The organism is Streptomyces sp. Rer75 (assembly GCF_013414305.1).
Lineage (GTDB): Bacteria > Actinomycetota > Actinomycetes > Streptomycetales > Streptomycetaceae > Streptomyces > Streptomyces himastatinicus.
In genome coordinates, this window is record NZ_CP058693.1 from 1,267,552 (window position 1) to 1,288,942 (window position 21,391).

Genomic DNA, 21,391 nt, shown 5'->3' on the forward strand with positions numbered 1-21,391 from the left:
TCAGTTCGTGTTCAGTTCGTTTCGGCGTGCCCGTGTGCTCCTGGCCGTGGTGGGTCTGCTGACGCTGTGGGTGCCGGGTCCCGCGTCCGCCGCTCCCCGGAAGGCCCCGGCGGCTCCCGACTGCCCCAAGGCCGACCGCATCGACCAGACGCTCAAGAACGGCGCCCGCTGGCAGATGTGCTGGCACATCGACCGCCAGACGGGTGTGGAGCTGAGCGATGTGACGTACACGCCCAACCGCGGCACCCCGACCCGCGTCCTGAAGAGCGCGTCGATCGCCGAGGTGCACGTGCCCTACGACAGCGGCCAGCCGCGCTTCTACGACGTGTCGTCCATCGGCCTCGGCGACCTCGGCCAGGGCACGCTGACCAAGCTGTCGAAGGACGACTGCCCCACCGGCAAGCTCGGGAACTACCAGGACACGCCCGTGATGTGCAGTCAGGAGCAGCCGCGGCCGTTCGCGTACAAGAGCGCGGTGGAGAAGAGCGTGCGGCACGGGACCGATCTGACCGTGTTCTCGGTGTCCGAGATCGGCTGGTACGACTACATCATGGAGTGGCACTTCTCCGACGACGGTGCCATCACCCCGCGCGCGGGCGCCACCGGATCCCTCTCGCCGTTCGCGTTCTCCGACGCGACCAGCGGGTGGCCGACGGGCGTGGGCTCCCAGCGGTTCAGCGAGAACCACTCGCACAACATCTTCTGGCGGCTGGACTTCGATGTGAACGGCCAGTCGAAGAACGTCGTCGAGCAGTACGACTTCGAGGGCAGCGGCACCGCCAAGCGCACCATGAAGCGCACCGAGCTGTCCAAGGAGACCGGGGCGGACCTGGCACCCGCCCGCTTCTGGCGGGTGGTGAACCCGGCGGCCGAGAACGACGACGGCCACCCCATGTCGTGGGAGATCGACAACGGCGACAGCGATCAGTACCGGGGCCCGGGCGACACCGAGAAGTTCACGCACCACGACGTGTACTTCTCGCAGTACCGGGAGTGCGAGCGGCTGGCCTACGGCAACACCGCGAAGGGCTGTGCCGCCTCGGTGGACAAGTACACCAACGGTGAGAAGGTCACCGACCCGGTCGCCTGGGTCAGCGTCGACTACCACCACGTGCCCCGGGACGAGGACCAGGACCCGATGCCCACGCACTGGCAGAGCTTCCGGATCGTCCCCCGGGACGTCACGGCCACGAGCCGGCTGCCGTGACCGCCCCGTTCCGTCACCCGTCCCTACCCTGCACGGCAAGGAGTGCACAGTGTTACACCGGCCCATGGATACGTCCCGGGACAAGCGGCGGCCCACGGCGCCCCACCGCCTCGAGGACCGCCTCCACGCCCTGGCGCGGGCCCATCAGGTGCCCGGAGCCCAACTCGCCGTGCACAGCGGCGGAACGACACGCGCCGTGCACACCGGGGTGCTGGACTCCATAACCGGGGAGCCGTTCACCGCCGAGACGGCGGTGCCCATCGGCTCCCTCACCAAGTGCTACACCGCCACCGTCGTCATGCTCCTCGTCGCGGACGGCGACGTGGAGCTGGACGACCAGCTCGGCGACCACGTGCCGGAGCTGCGGCGGGCCGGGCCGCCGTGCACGGTACGGCAGGTGCTCAGTCACACCGCCGGGCTCGCGTCCGGGCCCGACTCCGACCATGTCGCCGCGCTGACCACCGCGCGCTATCTCCAGGCCCACTGCACCGACGGCACGCTGGTGATGGAGCCGGGGACCGACTTCTCGTACTCCAACGCGGGCTATGTCGCGGCGGGCCGGCTGATCGAGACGGTCACCGGGATGAGCTGGCAGGACGCCGTACGGTCCATCCTGCTGGACCCGCTGGGCACCGTGCCGTCGTTCATCGGCGCGCCCGGTACGCCGAAGCGGCAGGCGGCGCGCGGCCACTCGGCCAACAAGGCGTCGGGCCGGACCCGGCCGGTGCGGCAGAACCTCGCCCCGGCGGAGGCCGCGGCCGGTGCGCTGATGGCGAGCGCACCGGACCTGGTGGCGCTGGCCCTGGCCCACACCCATGACGGGCCGGGCGGGCTGCTGCCGCCGGAGCTGGCGGAGGAGATGCGGCGGCCGGTGCCCGGCGCCGACCCCGGTGTCCTCGCCGACGGCTGGGGGCTGGGATTCGCGCTCTTCCAGCAGGGGGACGCGACCTGGTTCGGGCACGACGGGAACGCCCAGGGCACGTCCTGCTATCTGCGGGCCGATCCGCACACCGGCACCGTGGTCGCCTTCACCAGCAACTCCAACAGCGGCGCCGACATGTGGCACGAACTGAGCGCCGAACTGGAGGAGTTCACCGGCATCCAGGTCCCCGGGACGCCGGCCCGGCCACGTCCGGCGGTCACCCCCATGGCCGCGACGTCGCAGTGCACCGGGATCTATCTCAACGGCGACATCGAGTACCAGGTGACGATGAGCGACAGCGGCACCCTCGCCCTGTCCGTGGACGGTGACGTCCCCGCGCCACTGGTCTGTCACGAGGACCTGACCTGCGACCTGGTGGACCCGTCCTCCGGGCGCCGGATCCCCGGTGGCCGTTTCGTGCGCGACCCGCGCACCGGCACGGTCGACCGCATTCAGCTCTCGGGCCGGATGGCCCGCAAGAGCGTCTTCGTCTGAGGTTCGAGGTTCCCCACCGCACACTCCCCACCGCGGCCGTCTCCCCCGCCTCGCCACGGCCGCGCGCGGCGCCTCATCACCCGAGTTCCACCCTTTCAACCGCTCTGAAGGGCCGCACCGACATGATGGACCAGTACGACAACGCATCGGGTTCGGCGTCCTCGTCCGAGGACCCCCCGGGTCTGCCTCCCGCGGCGTGGAACGCCACGTCACGCGCCGTCTCCCGCGCACCGCTGGGTGAGCTGTTCGCGTCCTGGGCGGCCCGTACCCCCCGGGCCGCGGCGCTGGTGGCCGCGGACCGGACGTGGTCGTTCTGTGAGGTCGACGCCTGGGCGAACCGGCTGGCCCACCACCTCATCGGGCGCGGTGTGGGACCCGAGCGCGTGGTGGCACTGGTCCTGCCGCGCTCGGCCGAACTGGTGGTGGCCGAGCTGGCGGTCGCCAAGGCCGGGGCCGCGTTCCTGCCCGTGGACCCCGCGCACCCCGAGGAGCGCCGGGCCATGATGCTGGCCGACGCCCGGCCGGTGGTGGTCCTCGACGATCCCGAGCACATCCGGGCCGTGACCGGCCCCGAGCACACGCCCGGCGACGCGGACCGGCTCGCCCCACTGCTGCCGGAGCATCCGGCGTACGTCATCTACACCTCCGGCTCCACCGGTGTGCCCAAGGGCGTGATGGTGCCGCACGCCGGGCTGGGGAACTTCGCGGCCGCCACCGCCGACCACTACCAGGTGCGGCCGGGCGACCGGGTGCTCCAGTTCTCCTCGCCGAGTTTCGACGCCTCCGTACTGGAGCTGTGCTCCTCCCTGCTCGCGGGGGCGGCGCTGGTGGTGCCCCCGGAGGGCCCCCTGCTCGGCGCCGAACTCCCCGCCGTGCTGCGGGAACACCGGGTGACCCACGCCCTGATCCCCCCGGCGGCCCTGGCGACGGTGCCCGCGGAGGAGGTCCACGCGGGGCTGCCGGAGTTCCGCACCCTGATCGTGGGGGCGGAGGCGTGCCCCGCCGATCTGGTGGACCTGTGGGCCCCGGGCCGGCGGATGGTCAACTCCTACGGCCCGACCGAGGCCACCGTCGTGGCCACCTGGACGGACGCCCTGGAGGCGGGCTCCGGCAACCCGCCGATCGGCCGTCCGCTGCCCAACACCCGGGTGTACGTGCTGGACGAGTCGATGCGGCCGGTGCCGGTGGGCGCCACCGGGGAGCTGTACATCAGCGGCGCGGGAGTGGCGCGGGGCTATCTCGACCGCCCGGGGCTGACCGCGGAGCGCTTCGTCGCGGTGCCCTTCGGGCCGCCCGGCGACCGGATGTACCGCACCGGTGACCTGGCCCGCTGGAACGCCGACGGCGAGGTGGAGTTCCTCGGCCGGACCGACCATCAGGTCAAGGTGCGCGGCTTCCGCATCGAACTGGGCGAGGTGGAGGCCGCGCTCGCCCGCCACCCGGACGTACAGGCCGCCGTCGTCACCGTCCGGGAGGACGAGCCCGGGCTGAAGCGGCTGGTCGGCTATGTGGTGCCCACCAGCGGGGGCACGCCGCCCCGGGCCGCGGAGCTGCGGGCCGCGACCGCCCGGCTGCTGCCCGCGCACATGGTGCCGTCCGCGTACGTCGTCCTGGACGCGTTCCCCCTCACCCCGCACCGCAAGGTCGACCGGCAGGCGCTGCCCGCCCCGTCCGCCACCGCGGAGGGGCACTCCCGCCACATCGCCCCGCGCACCCCCGCCGAGGCCGCTCTCGTCCAGGTCTGGACCGAGGTGCTGCCGGTGGACACCGTGGGCGTCGAGGACGACTTCCTCGGGCTGGGCGGCGACTCCATCCTCGGCGTCCGGCTGCTGTCCCGGCTCCGGGCGGAGCTGGGCGTGGAACTGTCGCTCCGGGAGCTGCTCGACGCCCGGACCGTGGCGCGGCTGGCCGCGCGGCTGCCGGAGGAGGCCGCCGACGCGCCGGAGGCGCCGATCCCGCCCGCCCCGCGCGACCGGCCGCTGCCGCTGTCCGCCGCCCAGCGGCGGCTGTGGTTCCTGGACGACCTGACCTCCGGCGGCACCGAGTACAACACCGGGGCCGGGCTGCGGCTGAGCGGCCCGCTCGACACCGGCGCCCTGCGCCGCGCGCTCGGCACCCTGGCCGCCCGGCACGACGCGCTGCGCACCACCTTCGTCACCGTGGACGGGCACGGTGTGCAGCGGATCGCCGAGCGGGGCACCGTACCGCTCGACCACGCCGACCTCGGCGGGCGGCCCGCCGCGGAGCGCGACGCCGCCGTCGACCGGCTGCTGACCGACGAGCTGAACCGCCCCTACGACCTGGCCGAGGGCCCGCTGACCAGGGCGCTGCTCATCCGGCTCGCCGACGACGACCACGTACTGCTGCTGGCCCAGCACCACATCGTCACCGACGGCTGGTCGGTCGGCCTCCTGGTCCGCGAACTGACCGCGCTGTACGAGGCGGAGGTCACCGGCACCGACCCCGGCCTCCCCGGACCCGCGCTCCAGTACCCGGACTTCGCCGTCTGGGAGCGCAACCACCCGGTGCCGCCCGGGCAGGACACCGATCTGAAGTACTGGCGAACCCGGCTCGCCGGAATGCAGACCCTGGAGCTGCCCACCGACCGCCCCCGCCCCCCGGTGCGCACCACCGCAGGGGCGGTGCACCGGCGCGAGCTGCCCGCCGATCTGGTGGCCGCCCTCGGGCGGCTCGGCCGGGAGCGGAACACCACGCTGTTCACCCTGCTCGCGGCGTCCGTCGCGGTCCTGTTCTCCCGCTACTCGGGCCAGCGGGACGTCGCCTTCGGCACCGTCACCAGCGGACGCCACCGCAAGGAGCTGGAGTCGGTCGCCGGGTTCTTCGTCAACACGCTCGTGCTGCGCGCCGACGTCGACGGGGACAGCACCGTCGAGCAGTTCGTGGACGCGATGCGCGAGACGGTGCTCGACGCCTTCAGCCATGACCGGCTGCCGTTCGAGAAGGTCGTGGAGGAGCTGGCCCCGAAGCGCGACGCCAGCCGCAACCCGCTGGTGCAGGCCCTGGTCGTCCAGCAGGGCGCCATGGTGCCCGCCCGGGAAGCGGGTGGCGTGACGATCGCCGAGCACTCCCTGCCGCGGCCCGCCGCACGGTTCGACCTGGTGCTGGAGTTCCTGCCCCGGGACGACGGATCGCTGGGGCTCACCGTCGAGTACAACTCCGATCTGTTCGACGCCCGGACGATGGAACAGATGGCCGGGCATCTGCACCGGCTGCTGACCCGGATGGTGGCCGACCCCGGCAGCACCCTGATCGAACTCCAGATGCTGAGCGACGCCGAGTGGCACAAGCTGCTCGACTCCTGGAACGGCACCGGCCAGGCCCTCACCGACGCGACGCTGCCCGAACTCTTCGCGGCACAGGCCGCGTCGCGGCCGCGGGCGACCGCCGTGACCTGCGGGGAGACCCGGCTCTCCTACGACGAGGTGAACCGGCGCGCCAACCGGCTCGCCCGGCTGCTGATCGACCGGGGCGTCGGCCCCGAGCGGCTGGTGGCGCTGGCCCTGCCGCGCTCGGCCGACCTGGTCGTCGTCCTGCTGGCGGTGCTCAAGGCGGGCGCCGGATACCTGCCCGTGGATCCCGCGTACCCGGCCGAGCGCATCGCGTTCATGCTGGACGACGCCGCGCCCTCGACCATCCTCGCCACCACCGGCACGGCGGGCAGCCTGCCCACCGGTGCCGACCCGCTGGTGCTGGACGACGAAGCGGTCCGCGCCGAGCTGGCGCGGCGGGCGGACGGCGACATCACCGACGCCGAGCGGACCGGTCCGCTGGACCGGTCCCATCCCGCCTACGTCATCTACACCTCCGGGTCCACCGGCACGCCCAAGGGAGTGGTGGTCACCCACCAGAGCGTGGCGGGCCTGGCCGCCTGGACCGAGGCCGAGCTGGGGCGGGAACGGCTGACCGGGGTCGTGGCCTCGACCTCGCTCAACTTCGACGTGTCCGTGTTCGAGATCCTGTGCCCGCTGCTGGCGGGCGGCAGCATCGAGGTCGTCCAGGATCTGCTGGCCCTCGCCGACCCCGCGAACCGGCCGCGCGCGACCGGGCTGATCAGCGGCGTGCCGTCGGTGTTCGCCCGGCTGCTGAGCGGGGACGCCGGACAGATCGACGCGGGGCAGATCGAGGCCGGGACCGTCGTCCTGGCGGGCGAGGCCCTGCCCGCCCAGACCGTACGGGACATCAGGGCGGCGCTGCCGTCCTGCCGCATCGCCAACATGTACGGGCCGACCGAGGCGACCGTCTACGCCACCGCCTGGTTCTCCTCGGGCGAAGCACCGCGGCAGGCGCCGCCGATCGGGCGGCCCGTCGCCGACACCCGCGCCTATGTCCTGGACCCGACGCTGCGACTGGTGCCGCCCGGGGTGACCGGCGAGCTGTATCTCGGCGGCCGGGGCCTCGCCCGGGGCTACCTCAACCGGCCCGGGCTGACCGCCGACCGCTTCCTCGCGGACCCCTTCGGGGCGCCGGGCAACCGCATGTACCGCACCGGTGACCTGGTGCGCTGGGGCAGCGACGGCCAGCTGGAGTACATGGGCCGGGCCGACGACCAGGTGAAGATCCGCGGCTTCCGCATCGAACTGGGCGAGGTCGAGACGGCGTTGCTGCGCCACCCCGGCATCGCCGAGGCCGCCGCCGTCGCGAAGGAGACCGGCGGCCACAAGCGGCTCATCGCCTACGTCGTGCCCGCGCCGGGCACCACACCGGACCCGGCGGCGCTGCGCACGTTCCTGGGGGGCAGCCTGCCCGACTACATGGTGCCCGCCTCGGTCCTGGTCATGGAGCGGATGCCGCTCAACCCCAACGGCAAGCTGGACCGGAGCCGTCTGCCCGACCCGGACTGGTCGCCGTCGGCGGCGCCGGGCTATGTGGCGCCGCGCACCGCCACCGAACGGACCCTCGCCGCGGTCTGGGCCCGGATCCTCCACGTGGAACGCATCGGGGTGGAGGACAACTTCTTCTCCCTCGGCGGGGACTCGATCCTCAGCATCCAGGTGGTCTCCCAGGCGCGGCAGGCCGGGCTCTCCGTCACCTCCCGCGACGTCTACCGCCACCAGACGATCGCCGCCCTCGCCCTGCACCTGGACACCGCGGCCGCGCAGCCCCTGCCGGACGCCACCGGTGCGGAAGCGGCCACCGGGGAGCTGCCGCTGACGCCCATCCAGCACTGGCTGTTCGAGCACGACCCCGAGCGGGCCGGGCACTTCAACCAGACGATCTCCCTCGTCCTGCCCGAGGACGTGGACGAGGACGCGCTGCGCGGCGCGCTGGAGGCGGTCGTCGCCCACCACGACGCGCTGCGCTCCCGGTTCCCCTCCGAGGACGGCGGCGAGAGCCGCTGCCAGCGGATCGACGGCGGCGGGACGATGGACCTGCTGCGCCGCCACACCGGCGACGGCGAACCCCACCTCGGCGCCTTCGACCTGACGGCCGGACCGCTGCTGCGCGCGGTGCTGGAGGAGAACGCCGGGACCGGAGAGCCGCCGGTGCTCCACCTCACCGTGCACCACGCCGTCGTGGACGGGGTCTCCTGGCGCATCCTGCTGGAGGACCTGGACACCGCCTACCACCAGTTGGCCGGGCTTCCCGCCGCCTCCTCCCCGCTGCGTACCTGGGCCCGGCGGCTGAACGACCATGCGAAGGCCGGGGGGTTCGACGCCGAGGCCGCGTACTGGACCGGCCTGGTCCGGGACTCCGATCCGTCGCTCCCGGTAGACCTGGATGGGGCAGCCGGGGCGAACACCTACGCCTCGGCCCGGTCGGTCACCGTCACGCTCGACCAGGACGAGACCACCGCCCTGCTCCAGACGCTGCCCGAGGTCTACCGGACGCAGGTCAACGATGTGCTGCTGAGCGCGCTGGCCCGGGTGCTGGGCCGGTGGACCGGGCGCACCCGTGTGCCGGTCGACCTGGAGGGCCACGGCCGCGAGGAGATCTTCGAGGAGGTGGATCTGTCCCGTACGGTCGGCTGGTTCACCACCCGTTTCCCGGTGGCGCTCGACCTTCCCGAGGGTGACTGGGGCGACGTACTCAAGTCCGTCAAGGAGCAGTTGCGGGCCGTGCCGCAGCGCGGCCTGGGGTACGGGGCGCTGCGCCATCTGACCCGCCCCGAGGGCCTTCCGACCGGACCCACGGCCGGGGTCAGCTTCAACTACCTGGGCCAGTTCGAGCTGCCGGGCGACGGCGACGGGCTGTTCCGCGGCGTCCACCGCGAACTGGCCCTGGATGCCGACCCGGAGTCGCCGCGCCCGCATCCGCTGGAGGTGGTCGGCCGGGTCGAGGACCAACGGCTCGCGTTCACCTGGTTCTACTCGGCGAACCTGCACCGGGAGGAGACCGTCGGGCGGCTGGCCGGGGAGTTCCTGCGGGCGCTGGGCGCCATCGCCCGGCACGCCGCCGCGCCCGGCGCGGGCGGCCGCACCCCGTCCGACTTCCCGCTGGCCTCCCTCGACCAGGCCACGGTGGACCGGCTGGTGGGCGACGGCAGCGCGGTGGAGGACGTCTACCCGCTGACCCCCACCCAGGCGGGCATGCTGTTCCACGGGCTGTCCCAGGAGGACCGGCGCGCCTACTTCCAGCAGCTCACGTTCGTCCTCGACGGGGTGTCCGACCCGGGCGCGCTGGCCGCGGCCTGGCAGCGGGTCACCGACCGCACGCCGGCCTTGCGCAGCCGCGCCGAGTGGGAAGGGGTGCCGGAGCCGCTCCAGGTGGTGGAGCGCGGGGTCCGGGTGCCGGTCACCCATCTCGACTGGCGCGGGCTGTCCGAAGCGGAGCGCCGGGAGGAGTCGCGGCGGTTCCTCGCCGAGGACCGGGAACGGGGGCTCGACCTGGCCGCGGCGCCGCTGATGCGGCTGGCGCTGGCCCGGCTGTCCGACACCGAGGTCCAGGTGGTGTGGACGTTCCACCATCTGATCCTGGACGGCTGGAGCCTGTTCCAGGTGCTGTCCGACGTCTTCGCCTGCCATGCGTCCGGGGCGGGGGCCGCGCTGCCCAGCCGCCGCCCGTTCCGCGACTACGTGGCCTGGCTGCGGGACCGTGACTGGGCGGAGGCCGAGGAGCACTGGCGCTCCCGGCTCGGCGATCTGTCGGAGCCCACCCCGCTGCCGTTCGACCGGGAACCCACCGAGACCCATCACGCGGAGTCCAACGCCGACGTGCGGGTCACGCTGCCCGCGGACGCGTCCCATCGGCTGGCGGAGCTGGCCAGGGGCGCGGGGCTCACCATGAACACCCTGCTCCAGGGCGCCTGGACGCTGCTGCTGTCCCGGTACACCGGCCGCGCGGACGTCGTCTTCGGGACCACGGTCTCGGGCCGTCCGCCGGAACTGCCGGGCGTCGAGGCGATGACCGGCCTGTTCATCACCACCGTGCCGACCCGGCTGCCGGTGCCCACGGGCGGCACCCTGCTGTCGTGGCTGCGAGAGGTACAGGAGCGGCAGACCGAGGACCGGCGCTTCGACTTCGTACCGCTCACCCGGCTGCGGTCGATGACCCGGCTCGAAGAGCGGGTGAACCTCTTCGACAGCATCGTGGTGTTCGAGAACTATCCCGTCGGCGGGGACCTCGCCGCCGCGCACGGGCTGGCCCTGCGCGACCTCGACGGCGTCGAGACGACGAACTACCCGCTGAGCCTGGTGGTCTACCCCGGCGAGGAGATGGCGCTGCGGCTGGGCTACGACCCGGCCCTGTTCGACGCCGCGACGATTGAGCGCATGGCCGAGTACCTGTCGGTGCTGCTGACGAACATGGCCACCGGCCCGGACCGGGCGCCCGCGCGCCTCCCGATGCTCACCTACGCCCGGCGCGCCCAGGTGCTCCGCGAGTGGAACGACACCACGGCCCCGCTGCCCGAGGGTTCGGTGGCCGACCTGTTCGCCGCCCAGGTGCGGCGTACGCCGGACGCGCCCGCCCTGGACGGCGACGGCGGCCCGGTGAGCTACCGGGAGCTGGACGCGCGCGCCAACCGGCTGGCCCACCGGCTCATCGGGCTCGGAATCGGTCCGGAGCGGCCGGTGGCCGTCCTGATGGACCGGTCCGTGGAACTGGTGGTCGCCCAGCTGGCGATCGTCAAGGCGGGCGGGGTGTACGTACCGCTGGACACCCGCGCGCCCGGGGACCGGCTGCGGCTGGTGCTGGCCGAGGCGACGGCGGACGTCCTGCTGACCGACCGCGCCTGGGAGCGGACCGCCGCGGACATCGGGCACGGCGGGCGGACGCTGCTGGTGGCGCCGGGTACAGAGGGCGGCGACGGGCCGGCCGGACCGCCCGCGGTGGAGGTCTTCCCCGACAACACGGCCTACCTGATGTTCACTTCGGGCTCCACCGGACGGCCCAAGGGCGTCGCGGTCCGGCACCGCGATGTGACCGCCCTCGCCCATGACCGCGCCTTCGCGCGCCACGACCGGGTGCTGGTGCACTCCCCGCAGGCGTTCGACGCCTCCACCTACGAGGTGTGGGTGCCGCTGCTGCGCGGCGGTACCGCAGTCCTCGCCCCGGTGGGCGACGTGGACGCGGACGCGGTGCGGCACGCGATCACCGGACACGGGGTGAGCTGCCTGTGGCTGACCGCCGGTCTCTTCCGGCTCCTGGCGCAGGAGGCGCCGGACTGCCTGCGCGGCGCCCGGGAGGTCTGGACCGGCGGCGAGGCGGTGCCGCCCGCGGCGGTGCGCCGGGTGCTCGACGCCTGCCCGGAGCTGACGGTGGTCGACGGCTACGGGCCCACCGAGACCACGACCTTCGTCACCCGGCGCCCCTTCCGCGCCGGTGAGGAGCTGCCCGGGACACTGCCCATCGGACGGCCGCTGGACAACACCCGCGCCTACGTCCTGGACGGCGCCCTCCAGCCCCAACCACCGGGCATACCCGGGGAGTTGTACATCGCGGGCGCGGGGCTCGCCCGGGGCTACCGGAACCGTCCCGGCCCGACGGCCGAGGCTTACGTCGCCGACCCGTTCGGGCCTCCCGGCTCCCGGATGTACCGCACCGGGGACCTGGTGTCCTGGACCGCCGACGGCGAACTCGCCTTCGTGGGCCGCTCGGACGACCAGATGAAGATCCGGGGCTTCCGCATCGAACCGGGCGAGATCGAGGCCGCGCTCGCCCGCCACCCGGCCGTCGCCGAGGCGGTCGTGGCGCTCGCCCGGGACGGGGAGCGGAAACTGCTGGCCGCCTATCTGGTCCCGGTGCGCGGCGCCGAGGTGCCCGAACCTACGGAGCTGCGGTCCCTGGTGGGCCGGGAGCTGCCCGACTACATGGTGCCCGCGGTCTTCATCGCCCTGGACGAACTGCCGCTCACCGGCAACGGCAAGGTGGACCGCCGCCGGCTGCCCGAGCCCGACTGGGCGGCGGCCACGGCGGGCGCGGAGTACGTGGCGCCCCGCACCGACGCCGAACGGATCCTGGCGGAGATCATGGGGACGCTGCTGGGCCGGGAGCGGATCGGCGTCGAGGACAACTTCTTCATGCTCGGCGGGGACTCGATCCTCAGCATCCAGGTCGCCTCGCGCGCCCGGCAGGCGGGCCTGACGGTGACGCCCAGGGAACTCTTCCGGCACCCCACGATCGCCTCGCTCGCCACCGTCGCCACCGCCACCGCCCGGCCCGCCGCCGACGCGGGCCCGGTGAGCGGCGAACTGCCGCTGACCCCGATCCAGCACTGGTTCCTCGGCACGGGCAGCCCCCGGCCCGAGTACTTCAACCAGTCCGTCCTGGTCGAACTCGACGGGGACCCCGACCCCCGGGCGCTCCGTCAGGCCCTGCGGGCGCTGCTGGTCCACCACGACGCGCTGCGGATGCGCTTCACGCGCCGGGCGGACGGCACCGTACGGCAGTACTGCCCGCCGCCGGACGAGACCGGCCCGGACCCGCTGCGGGAGGTGGACCTGTCGGGGCTCGGGGAGCCGGAGCGGCGGGCCGCCGAGGAGGCGGCCATGGCCGAGGCGAACGCCGGGTTCGTCCTGGACCGGGGGCCGCTGCTGGCCGCCCGGCTGCTGCGCCCGGGCCCCGGACTGCGGCCGTCGCTCTTCCTGACCGTGCACCACCTGGTGGTCGACGGCGTCTCCTGGCGCGTGCTGCTGGAGGACCTGGAGACCGCCTACCGCCAGGTGCTCGGCGGCTCCCCCGCCGACCTCGGGGCGCGCACCACCTCGTTGCGGGACTGGTCCCGGCGGCTCGCCGAGCACACCGCGGCCGGGGGCTTCGACGCCGAACTCCCGCACTGGACGGCGGTGGCCGAGGACTGCGCCGCCGGGATCCCGGTCGACGGGGGCGACGGCGAGGGCGGCAACACCGTCGCGGCCATGGAGTCGGTCACCGTGACGCTGGACCGGGAGCGGACCACCGCCCTGCTCCAGCAGGTGCCCGAGGTCTACCGCACCCGCGTGGACGACGTGCTGCTCTCGGCGCTGGGCCGGGTGCTGGCCGAGTGGACCGGGCGGGGGCGGGTCGCCGTCGACCTGGAGGGGCACGGCCGGGAGGAACACCTGCTGGACGGCGTGGACCTGTCCCGTACCGTCGGCTGGTTCACCACCATGTTCCCGGTCGCCCTGGACATCCCGGACGCCGCGGGCGGCGGCTGGGGCGACACACTGAAGTCCGTCAAGGAGCAGCTGCGGGCGGTGCCCGCCCAGGGCATCGGCTACGGCGCGCTGCGCCATCTGGCCCCGGACTCGCCGCTCGCGGACGCGGCGGAGCCCCGGATCAGCTTCAACTACCTCGGCCAGTTCGACTGGTCGGCCACGGGCGGGACCACCGGCGACGCCGCCCTGGTCCGCACCGTGCGGGGCGGTCTGGGAGGTGACGCCGCACCGGAGTCGCCCCGCGCGCACCTGCTCGACATCGTGGGCCGCGTCGAGCGGCGCTGCCTGGAGATCACCTGGTACTACGGCTCCGGGACGCACTCCGAGGAGACGGTGTCCCGGCTGGCCGGGGAGATGCTCCGCGCCCTGGAGGACATCGTCGCCCACTGCGCCGGGCCCGGCGCGGGCGGCCGTACCCCGTCGGACTTCCCGCTGGCCCGGCTGGACCAGGCCGCGGTGGACCGGGTGGCCGCCGACGGGCGGTCGGTGGAGGACATCTATCCGCTGACCCCGATGCAGGCCGGGATGCTGTTCCACAGCCTCGTGGACCCGGCGTCCGACGCCTACTTCAACCAGGTGCAGCTGCGGCTCACCGGGGTGACGGACCCGCAGGCGCTGGCCACGGCGTGGCAGCGGACCACGGACGCCAACCCGATCCTGCGCACCCAGCTGGTCTGGGCGGACACCCCGGAGCCCCTCCAGGTCGTACGGCGGCGGGCCACCCTGCGGATCGCCCACCACGACTGGACCGGACGGTCCGACGCGTGGCGCGAGGCCGAACTGAGCAGGCTGCTCGCCGACGACCGGGCCGAGGGCATCGACCTCGGCAGCGCGCCGCTGACCCGGCTGGCCCTGATCCGGCTGTCGGCCGACGAGGTACGGCTGGTCTGGACGTTCCACCATGTGCTGCTCGACGGCTGGAGCGCGGCGCAGGTCTTCGACGAGGTCTGCGAGCGGTACGCGGCGCTCACCACCGGCCGCGGTGCCGTCGTGCCCGCCCGGCGGCCCTTCCGGGAGTACCTGGGCTGGCTCGGGGAGCAGGACACGGCGGAGGCCGAGCGGTTCTGGCGCGGGGCGCTGGAGGGCTTCACCGCCCCGACCGAACTGCCCCGCGACCGGCCCGCGGCCGAGGCGCACCGCACGGCGTCCTCGGGCACGCACCGGGTCGCCCTCGGCGCGGAGGAGTCCGCCCGGCTGCGCACCGTCGCCCAGCGCAACGGGCTGACGATGAACACGGTGGTGCAGGGCGCCTGGGGGCTGCTGCTGTCCCGCTACAGCGGGACGGACGACGTGGCGTTCGGCACCACCGTCTCCGGCCGCCCCGCCGCGCTGCCGGGTGTGGAGTCGATGGTCGGGGTGTTCATCAACACCATCCCCACCCGGGTCCGGGTGGACGGCCGGAGCCCGCTGGTGAGCTGGCTGCGGGACCTCCAGACGGCGCAGTCGGAGTCCCGGCGCTTCGAGTTCGCGTCCCTGGCGCAGCTCCAGAGCTGGAGCGAGGTGCCCGGCGGCGTCGGCCTCTTCGACAGCATCGTGGTCTTCGAGAACTACCCCTTCGACAGCGAGGCCATCGCGGCACACGGCCTCCGCATCCATCAGGAACGGGATCTGGAGCCGACGAACTACGCGCTCAGCGTCGTCGTGGCGCCCGAGGAGCGGCTGTCGATCTCGCTGGACTACGACCCCGCCGCCTTCGACGCCGCGACGGTCGAGCGGCTGGGCGGATGCCTGCACGGGCTGCTGGCCGAGATGGCGGCCGATCCGGAACGGCGGCTGGAGGATCTGCCGCTGATCGGCGCGGCGGAAACCCGCCGGATCCTGGACGCGTTCAGCGGTCCCGTCGCCCCGGCGCCGCGCGCGGTCCTGCCGGAGCTGTTCGAGGCGCAGGCGTCCCGTACCCCGGACGCGGTGGCCGTGCGGGGCGGGGACCTCTCGCTGACGTACCGGGAGCTGAACGAGCGCGCCAACCGGCTCGCCCGGCTGCTGATCGGCGCGGGCGCCGGTCCGGAACGGTTCGTGGCGCTGTCGCTGCCGCGTACGCCGGAGCTGGTGGTGGCGCTGCTGGCGGTGGTCAAGAGCGGCGCCGGTTATCTCCCGGTCGACCCCGCGTACCCGGCGGAGCGCATCGAGTTCATGATCGGCGACATCGCCCCGGACATCGTCCTGACCACCGGGGAGACGGCTCCCCGCATCCCGGGCGGGCCGGGCCACCGGATCCTGCTGGACGACGCGGAGACCGGCCGTGCGCTGGCCGGGCTGGGCGCTCATGACGTCGGCGACGCCGAGCGCACCACCCCGCTGGTCCCCGGCCACCCTGCGTACGTCATCCACACCTCCGGATCGACCGGTACGCCCAAGGGCGTCGTGGCCACCCACCAGGGTGTCGCCGCGCTGGCCGCCTGGGCGGCGGAGGAGTTCGGCGCGGCGGGGCTCTCCCACGTCGTGGCGTCCACCTCGCTCAACTTCGACGTGTCGGTCTTCGAGATCATCTGCCCGCTGATGGCGGGCGGTTCCCTGGAGATCGTGGCGGATCTGCTCGCCCTGGCCGAGCGGCCGGAGCCGTGGACGGCGTCCCTGATCAGCGCGGTGCCCTCGGCCCTCGGGCAGGTGCTCGGCAAGGGCGGCGTCTCCGTCACCGCCGACGCGGTGGTGCTGGCCGGTGAGGGGCTGGCGGCCCGTACGGTGCAGGAGGTCCGTACGGCCATCCCGGGCTGCCGGGTGGCCAACATCTACGGCCCCACCGAGGCCACCGTCTACGCCACCGCCTGGACTTGCGACCCCGCGGACCCCGGCCGGACCCCGCCGATCGGCTCCCCGGTCGCCGCCACCCGGGCGTACGCGCTGGACGCGCGGCTGCGGCCGGTGCCCATCGGGGTGCCCGGCGAACTGTATCTGGCCGGTCCGGGCCTGGCCCGGGGGTACTTCGGCCGTCCCGGGCTGACCGCGGACCGCTTCACGGCCGACCCGTTCGGCCCCGCGGGCAGCCGGATGTACCGCACCGGCGACCTCGTGCGCTGGGACGCGGACGGGCAGCTGGAGTACCTCGGCAGGACCGACGACCAGGTCAAGGTGCGGGGCTTCCGGATCGAGCTGGGCGAGGTCGAGGCCGCGCTGGCGCGCCACCCCGAGGTCGCCGAGGCGGCCGCGGCCGTCGTCGAGACTGACGGCCACAAACGGCTGGTCGGCTACACCGTCCCGGCCCCCGGTGCCACGGCGGTCGATCCCGCCGCGATGCGCGCGTTCCTCGCGACGAGCCTGCCGGACCACATGGTGCCCGCGGCCGTCGTCGCCCTGGAGCGGCTGCCGCTGAACCCCAGCGGCAAGCTCGACCGGCGGGCGCTGCCCGCCCCGGACTGGGCCGCCCCCGCCACCGGCCATGTGCCGCCCCGTACGGAGGCCGAGAAGGCGCTCGCGGGGATCTGGGCCGAGGTGCTGGGGGTGGAGCGGGTCGGCGTCGACGACAACTACTTCACCCTCGGCGGCGACTCCATCCTCAGCATCCAGATCGTCTCCTCCGCCCGCCGGGCGGGCATCGAGCTGACCCCGCGCCATCTGTTCGTCCACCAGACCGTCGCGGACCTGGCCGCCGCCGCTAGGGACGTCCCGGCCACGGCGGTCGCGGCCGAACAGGGGCCGGTCGTCGGCGAGGTGCCGATGACCCCCGTCCAGCACTGGCTGTTCGACACCCTCACCGACAGCCCCGGCCACTTCACCCAGGCGGTGTCCGCCGAGCTGACCGGGCCGGTGGACGAGGCCGTGCTGCGCGCCGCCCTGGACACGCTGCTCGACCACCACGACGCGCTGCGGCTGCGCTTCGAGCGCACCGGGAACGGTCACTGGCGCCAGCACAGCGTGCCGCCGGGCGGCGACCGGGTGCTCGACGTCCATGACCTGTCCGCTACCGGCCCCGGGCTGCGGGAGGCGGCGATGCGGGAGGCGGAGCAGCGGATCCGGGCCGGATTCCAGCTGGACCGGGGGCCGTTGTTCAAGGCCGTGCTGTTCCTGCGGGGCGACGGGGAGCGCCCGGTCCTCAGCCTGATCGCCCACCATCTGGTGGTGGACGCGGTCTCCTGGCGGATCCTGCTGGAGGATCTGGACACCGCGTACCGGCTGCTCGACGCCGGGCGGCCGGGGAGCCTCGGCCGGAAGACCACCTCGTTCCGCGCGTGGTCGCGGCAGTTGAGCGAGCACACCGTCGCCGGGGGCTTCGACGCCGAACGCGGCCACTGGACCGCCGCACACGGCTCCCCGGACCTCCCCACGGACGGCGAGGGACCCAACACCGCCGCCAGTGAGGAGACGGTGACGGTCCGGCTGGACACCGAGGAGACCCGGGTCCTGCTCCAGGAGGTGCCGGGCGCCTATCTGACGCGGATCAACGACGTCCTGCTGTGCGCGCTGGGCCGGGTGCTGGGCCGCTGGACCGGCCGGGGCCGGGTGCTGGTCGCGCTGGAGGGGCACGGCCGCGAGGAGATCTTCGAGGGCATCGATCTCTCCCGTACGGTCGGCTGGTTCACCAGCATGTTCCCCGTCGCCCTGGACGGCGGCGCCGGAACCGGTCTGGAGGAGGCGCTGAAGACCGTCAAGGAGCGGCTGCGGGCGGTCCCCGGGAACGGGCTGGGCTACGGGGCGCTGCGCCATCTGGCCCCGGACTCGCCGCTCGCCGGTGCGGCGGACCCGCAGATCAGCTTCAACTACCTCGGCCAGCTCGACTGGGACCTGCCCGACGGCGGTCTGCTGCACGCGCTGCGCAGCGGCTTGGAGGGCGATATGAGCCCGGAGGCGCCCCGGCCGCATCTGCTCGACGTGGTCGGCCGGGTGGAGGGCAGGAAGCTGGAACTCACCTGGTCCTACTCCCGGGACCGGCACCATCGGAGCACGGTCTCCCGGCTCGCCCAGGAGACCATGGACGAGCTGCGCGCGATCATGCGGCTGTGCACGGGTGAGGGGGCGGGCGGACGCACGCCCTCGGACTTCCCGCTGGCCGCCCTGGACCAGGAGACGGTCGACCGGCTGGCGGGCGACGGCCGGGACGTGGCGGACATCTATCCGCTGACGCCCACCCAGAGCGGGCTGGTCTTCCACGGGCTGGCCCAGCGCGGCCAGGGGCTCTATGTGGAGCAGGCGACCTTCATCCTGGACGGGGTCCGGGACTCCCGGGTCCTCGCCGCCGCCTGGCAGCACGTCGTGGACCGCACCCCGGTGCTGCGCAGCGAGGTGGTGACGCAGGGGGTGCCCGAGCCCGTACAGATCGTGCGCCGCGGCGCGGCCGTACCGGTCGAGGAGCTGGACTGGAGCGAACTGACGGAGGACGAGCGCCGGTCCGCGCTGGAGCGGCTGCTCGACCAGGACCGCGCCCGGGGGCTCGATCTCGCCGCGGCTCCGCTGCTCCGCGTCACCCTGGCTCGGCTCTCGCCGACCGAAGTGCAGGTGCTGTGGACCTTCCACCATGTGCTGCTCGACGGCTGGAGCGTCTTCCAGGTCCTGACGGACGTCTTCGCGGCCCACGCCGCCCTGGCCGCGGGGGAACAGCCGCGGCTCCAGGCCCGCAGGCCGTTCGCGGACTATGTCGCCTGGCTCGGACGGCAGGACCGCGCGCAGGCCGAAGCGCACTGGCGCAAGACGCTTGCCGGGTTCACCGCACCCACTCCCCTCCCCTACGACCACAAGCCGACGGCGGAGGCCCCCACCCGGTCCTCGCAGTGGCTGTCGCAGCGGCTCGGTGAGCAGGAGACCGCAGCCCTGGAGGACTTCGCCCGGCGGCACCGGCTCACTCTCAATACGATCGTCCAGGGCGCTTGGGGGTTGCTCGTATCTCGCTTGAGCAGCGAGTCGGACGTCTGCTTCGGGGCGACCGTCTCCGGACGGCCGACCGAACTGCCCGGCGCCGACAGCATCACCGGCATCTTCATCAACACCCTGCCGGTGCGGATCGCGGTGGAGGAAGGCGCCGCCGCGGTCCCGTGGCTGCGCGGGCTCCAGGCCGACCAGGCGGACGCGCGCGGCTTCGGCCACGTACCGCTCGCCCAGCTCCAGGGCTGGAGCGACGTGCCGGGCGGAGCGGACCTCTTCGAGAGCCTGGTGGTGTTCGAGAACTACCCGATCAACAGCTCCGCCGCCGCCGAGCACGGGCTGCGGGTGCGCGAACTCCAGGCCCTGGAGAGCACCAACTACGCGCTGACCGTGGTCGTCTCCCCCGGCTCCGAGCTGTCCGTCGAACTCGGCTACGACCCCCGGCTCTTCGAGGAGACCACCGCACAGGGGCTGGCCGACCAGCTGACGCACGTCCTCGGCGCCCTCGCCGCGGCCCCCGACGACCAGCCGCTGGACCGGATCGACATCCTGCCGTCCGAACTGCGCACACGGCTCCTGGTGGACTGGAACGACACCGCCCGCCCCGCCCCGCAGACGACCCTGGCGGAACTCTTCGAGGCCGCCGCGGACCGTCACCCCGACGCGCCAGCGGTCCTCGCCCCCGATGTCGAGCTGTCCTACGCGGAGCTGGACGCCCGGGCCAACCGCCTCGCCCACCGGCTCATCGCCCAAGGCGTGGGCCCCGGGCGGATCGTCGCCCTGGTGCTGCCCCGGTCGGTGGAGATCGTCGTCGCCCAGCTCGCGGTGGCCAAGGCGGGCGGCGCCCATCTGCCCGTCGACCCCGGCTATCCCGCCGAGCGCATCGCCCTGATGCTGGCGGACGCCGCTCCACACCTGACCCTCGACGGCCTCGACGAGGCCGAGGCTTCCGGGGGACCCACGCACCGGCCCACCGACCGGGACCGGCTGCGCCCCGTCGACCCCGACGACCCGGCCTACGTGATCTACACCTCCGGGTCCACCGGCACCCCCAAGGGGGTGGTGGTCACCCATCGCGGGATCGGCAACTTCGCCGCCGCCGAGGCCGAGCACTACGAGGTGCGGGAGGGCGACCGGGTCCTCCAGTTCGCCTCGCCCAGCTTCGACGCCTCCGTCCTGGAGCTGTGCATGGCGCTGCCCACCGGGGCCGCGCTCGTGGTGCCCGAACCCGGGCCGCTGCTGGGCGAGCACCTCGCGCGCGTCCTGCGCGAGCGGCGCGTCACCCACACCCTCATCCCGCCCGCCGCGCTGGCCACGCTGCCCGTCGGAACCGAGAAGGAGCTGCCCGAGCTGCGCACGCTGATCGTGGGCGGGGACGCCTGCGGTACGGAGCTGACGACCCGGTGGGCCCCGCACCACCGCATGATCAACTCCTATGGGCCCACCGAGGCGACCGTGGTCGCCACCTGGTCCGATCCGCTCGTCGCGGACGGCGCCCCGCCGCCCATCGGGAGGCCCGTCCCCAACACCCGGGCCTATCTGCTCGACGTGCGGCTCCGCCCGGTGCCGCCCGGGGTGCCCGGGGAGCTGTGGATCAGCGGCCCGTCGCTGGCCCGCGGCTATCTGAACCGCCCCGGGCTGACCGCGTCCCGCTTCCTCGCGGATCCCTTCGGGCCCGCGGGCAGCAGGATGTACCGCACCGGCGACCTCGCCCGCTACGACGCCGAGGGCCGGATCCACCACCTGGGCCGCACCGACCACCAGATCAAGCTGCACGGCTATCGCATCGAGGCCGGCGAGGTGGAGACCGCCCTGGTCGGCCACCCCTCGGTCGCGGAGGCCGTGGTGACGGTCCGGGAGGACGAGCCCGGCGTCCGCAGGCTGGTGGCGCATCTCGTCCTCACCCCCGGCGCCGCCGTCCCGGCCGACGCCGAGCTGCGCGCCGAGCTGGGCCGTACCCTGCCCGGCTACATGGTGCCGTCGGCGTTCGCCGTCCTGGACCGCCTGCCGCTCACCGAGAACGGCAAGACGGACCGTGCGGCACTGCCCGCGCCCGGCCCCGCCACCGCGGCCCCGGCCGCCGGCCATGTCGAGCCGCGCACCCCCACCGAGGAGGTCATCGCGGAGATCTGGTCCGAGGTGCTGGGGGTGGCGCCGGTCGGCGCCGAGGACGACTTCTTCGCACTGGGCGGTGACTCCGTCCGCAGCCTGCTGATCGCCTCCCGGGCGGGTGAGGCGTTCGGCCTCGACCTGACCCCGCGGGACATCATGACCGCGCACACCGTCTCCACCCTCGCCGACCTGGTCGAGGAGTACATCCTGCGCGAACTCGAAGACGCCGCTTCGGGCGGCAGCGACCACGACGAACGGTGAGGACAG

Annotated in this window: 3 protein-coding genes; all 3 read left to right on the plus strand. The window is 73.9% G+C overall.

The features are described from left to right. The first annotated feature begins 7 nt into the window (after positions 1 to 7). The 3 genes from HYQ63_RS44330 to HYQ63_RS04840 all read left to right on the plus strand — a co-directional run bounded on the left by HYQ63_RS44330 (position 8) and on the right by HYQ63_RS04840 (position 21,385). Positions 8 to 1,207, plus strand: coding sequence for a copper amine oxidase (locus tag HYQ63_RS44330; protein WP_257231618.1), 1,200 nt, complete (start codon positions 8 to 10; stop codon positions 1,205 to 1,207). Between the two features lie 64 nt (positions 1,208 to 1,271). Beyond that, complete coding sequence (locus HYQ63_RS04835; protein WP_257231620.1) at positions 1,272 to 2,624, plus strand: serine hydrolase; 1,353 nt, start codon at positions 1,272 to 1,274, stop codon at positions 2,622 to 2,624. Positions 2,625 to 2,746: 122 nt separating this feature from the next. Then, a complete protein-coding gene (locus HYQ63_RS04840) occupies positions 2,747 to 21,385 on the plus strand; it encodes a non-ribosomal peptide synthetase (RefSeq protein WP_179932678.1) in 18,639 nt (6,212 codons plus the stop codon). The last annotated feature ends 6 nt before the right edge of the window (positions 21,386 to 21,391 follow it).

Bases quoted from the DNA above. Each gene is read 5' to 3' on its own strand.
- HYQ63_RS04835 (WP_257231620.1), top strand. From the start codon at position 1,272: ATGGATACGTCCCGGGACAAGCGGCGGCCCACGGCGCCCCACCGCCTC.
- HYQ63_RS04840 (WP_179932678.1), top strand. From the start codon at position 2,747: ATGATGGACCAGTACGACAACGCATCGGGTTCGGCGTCCTCGTCCGAG.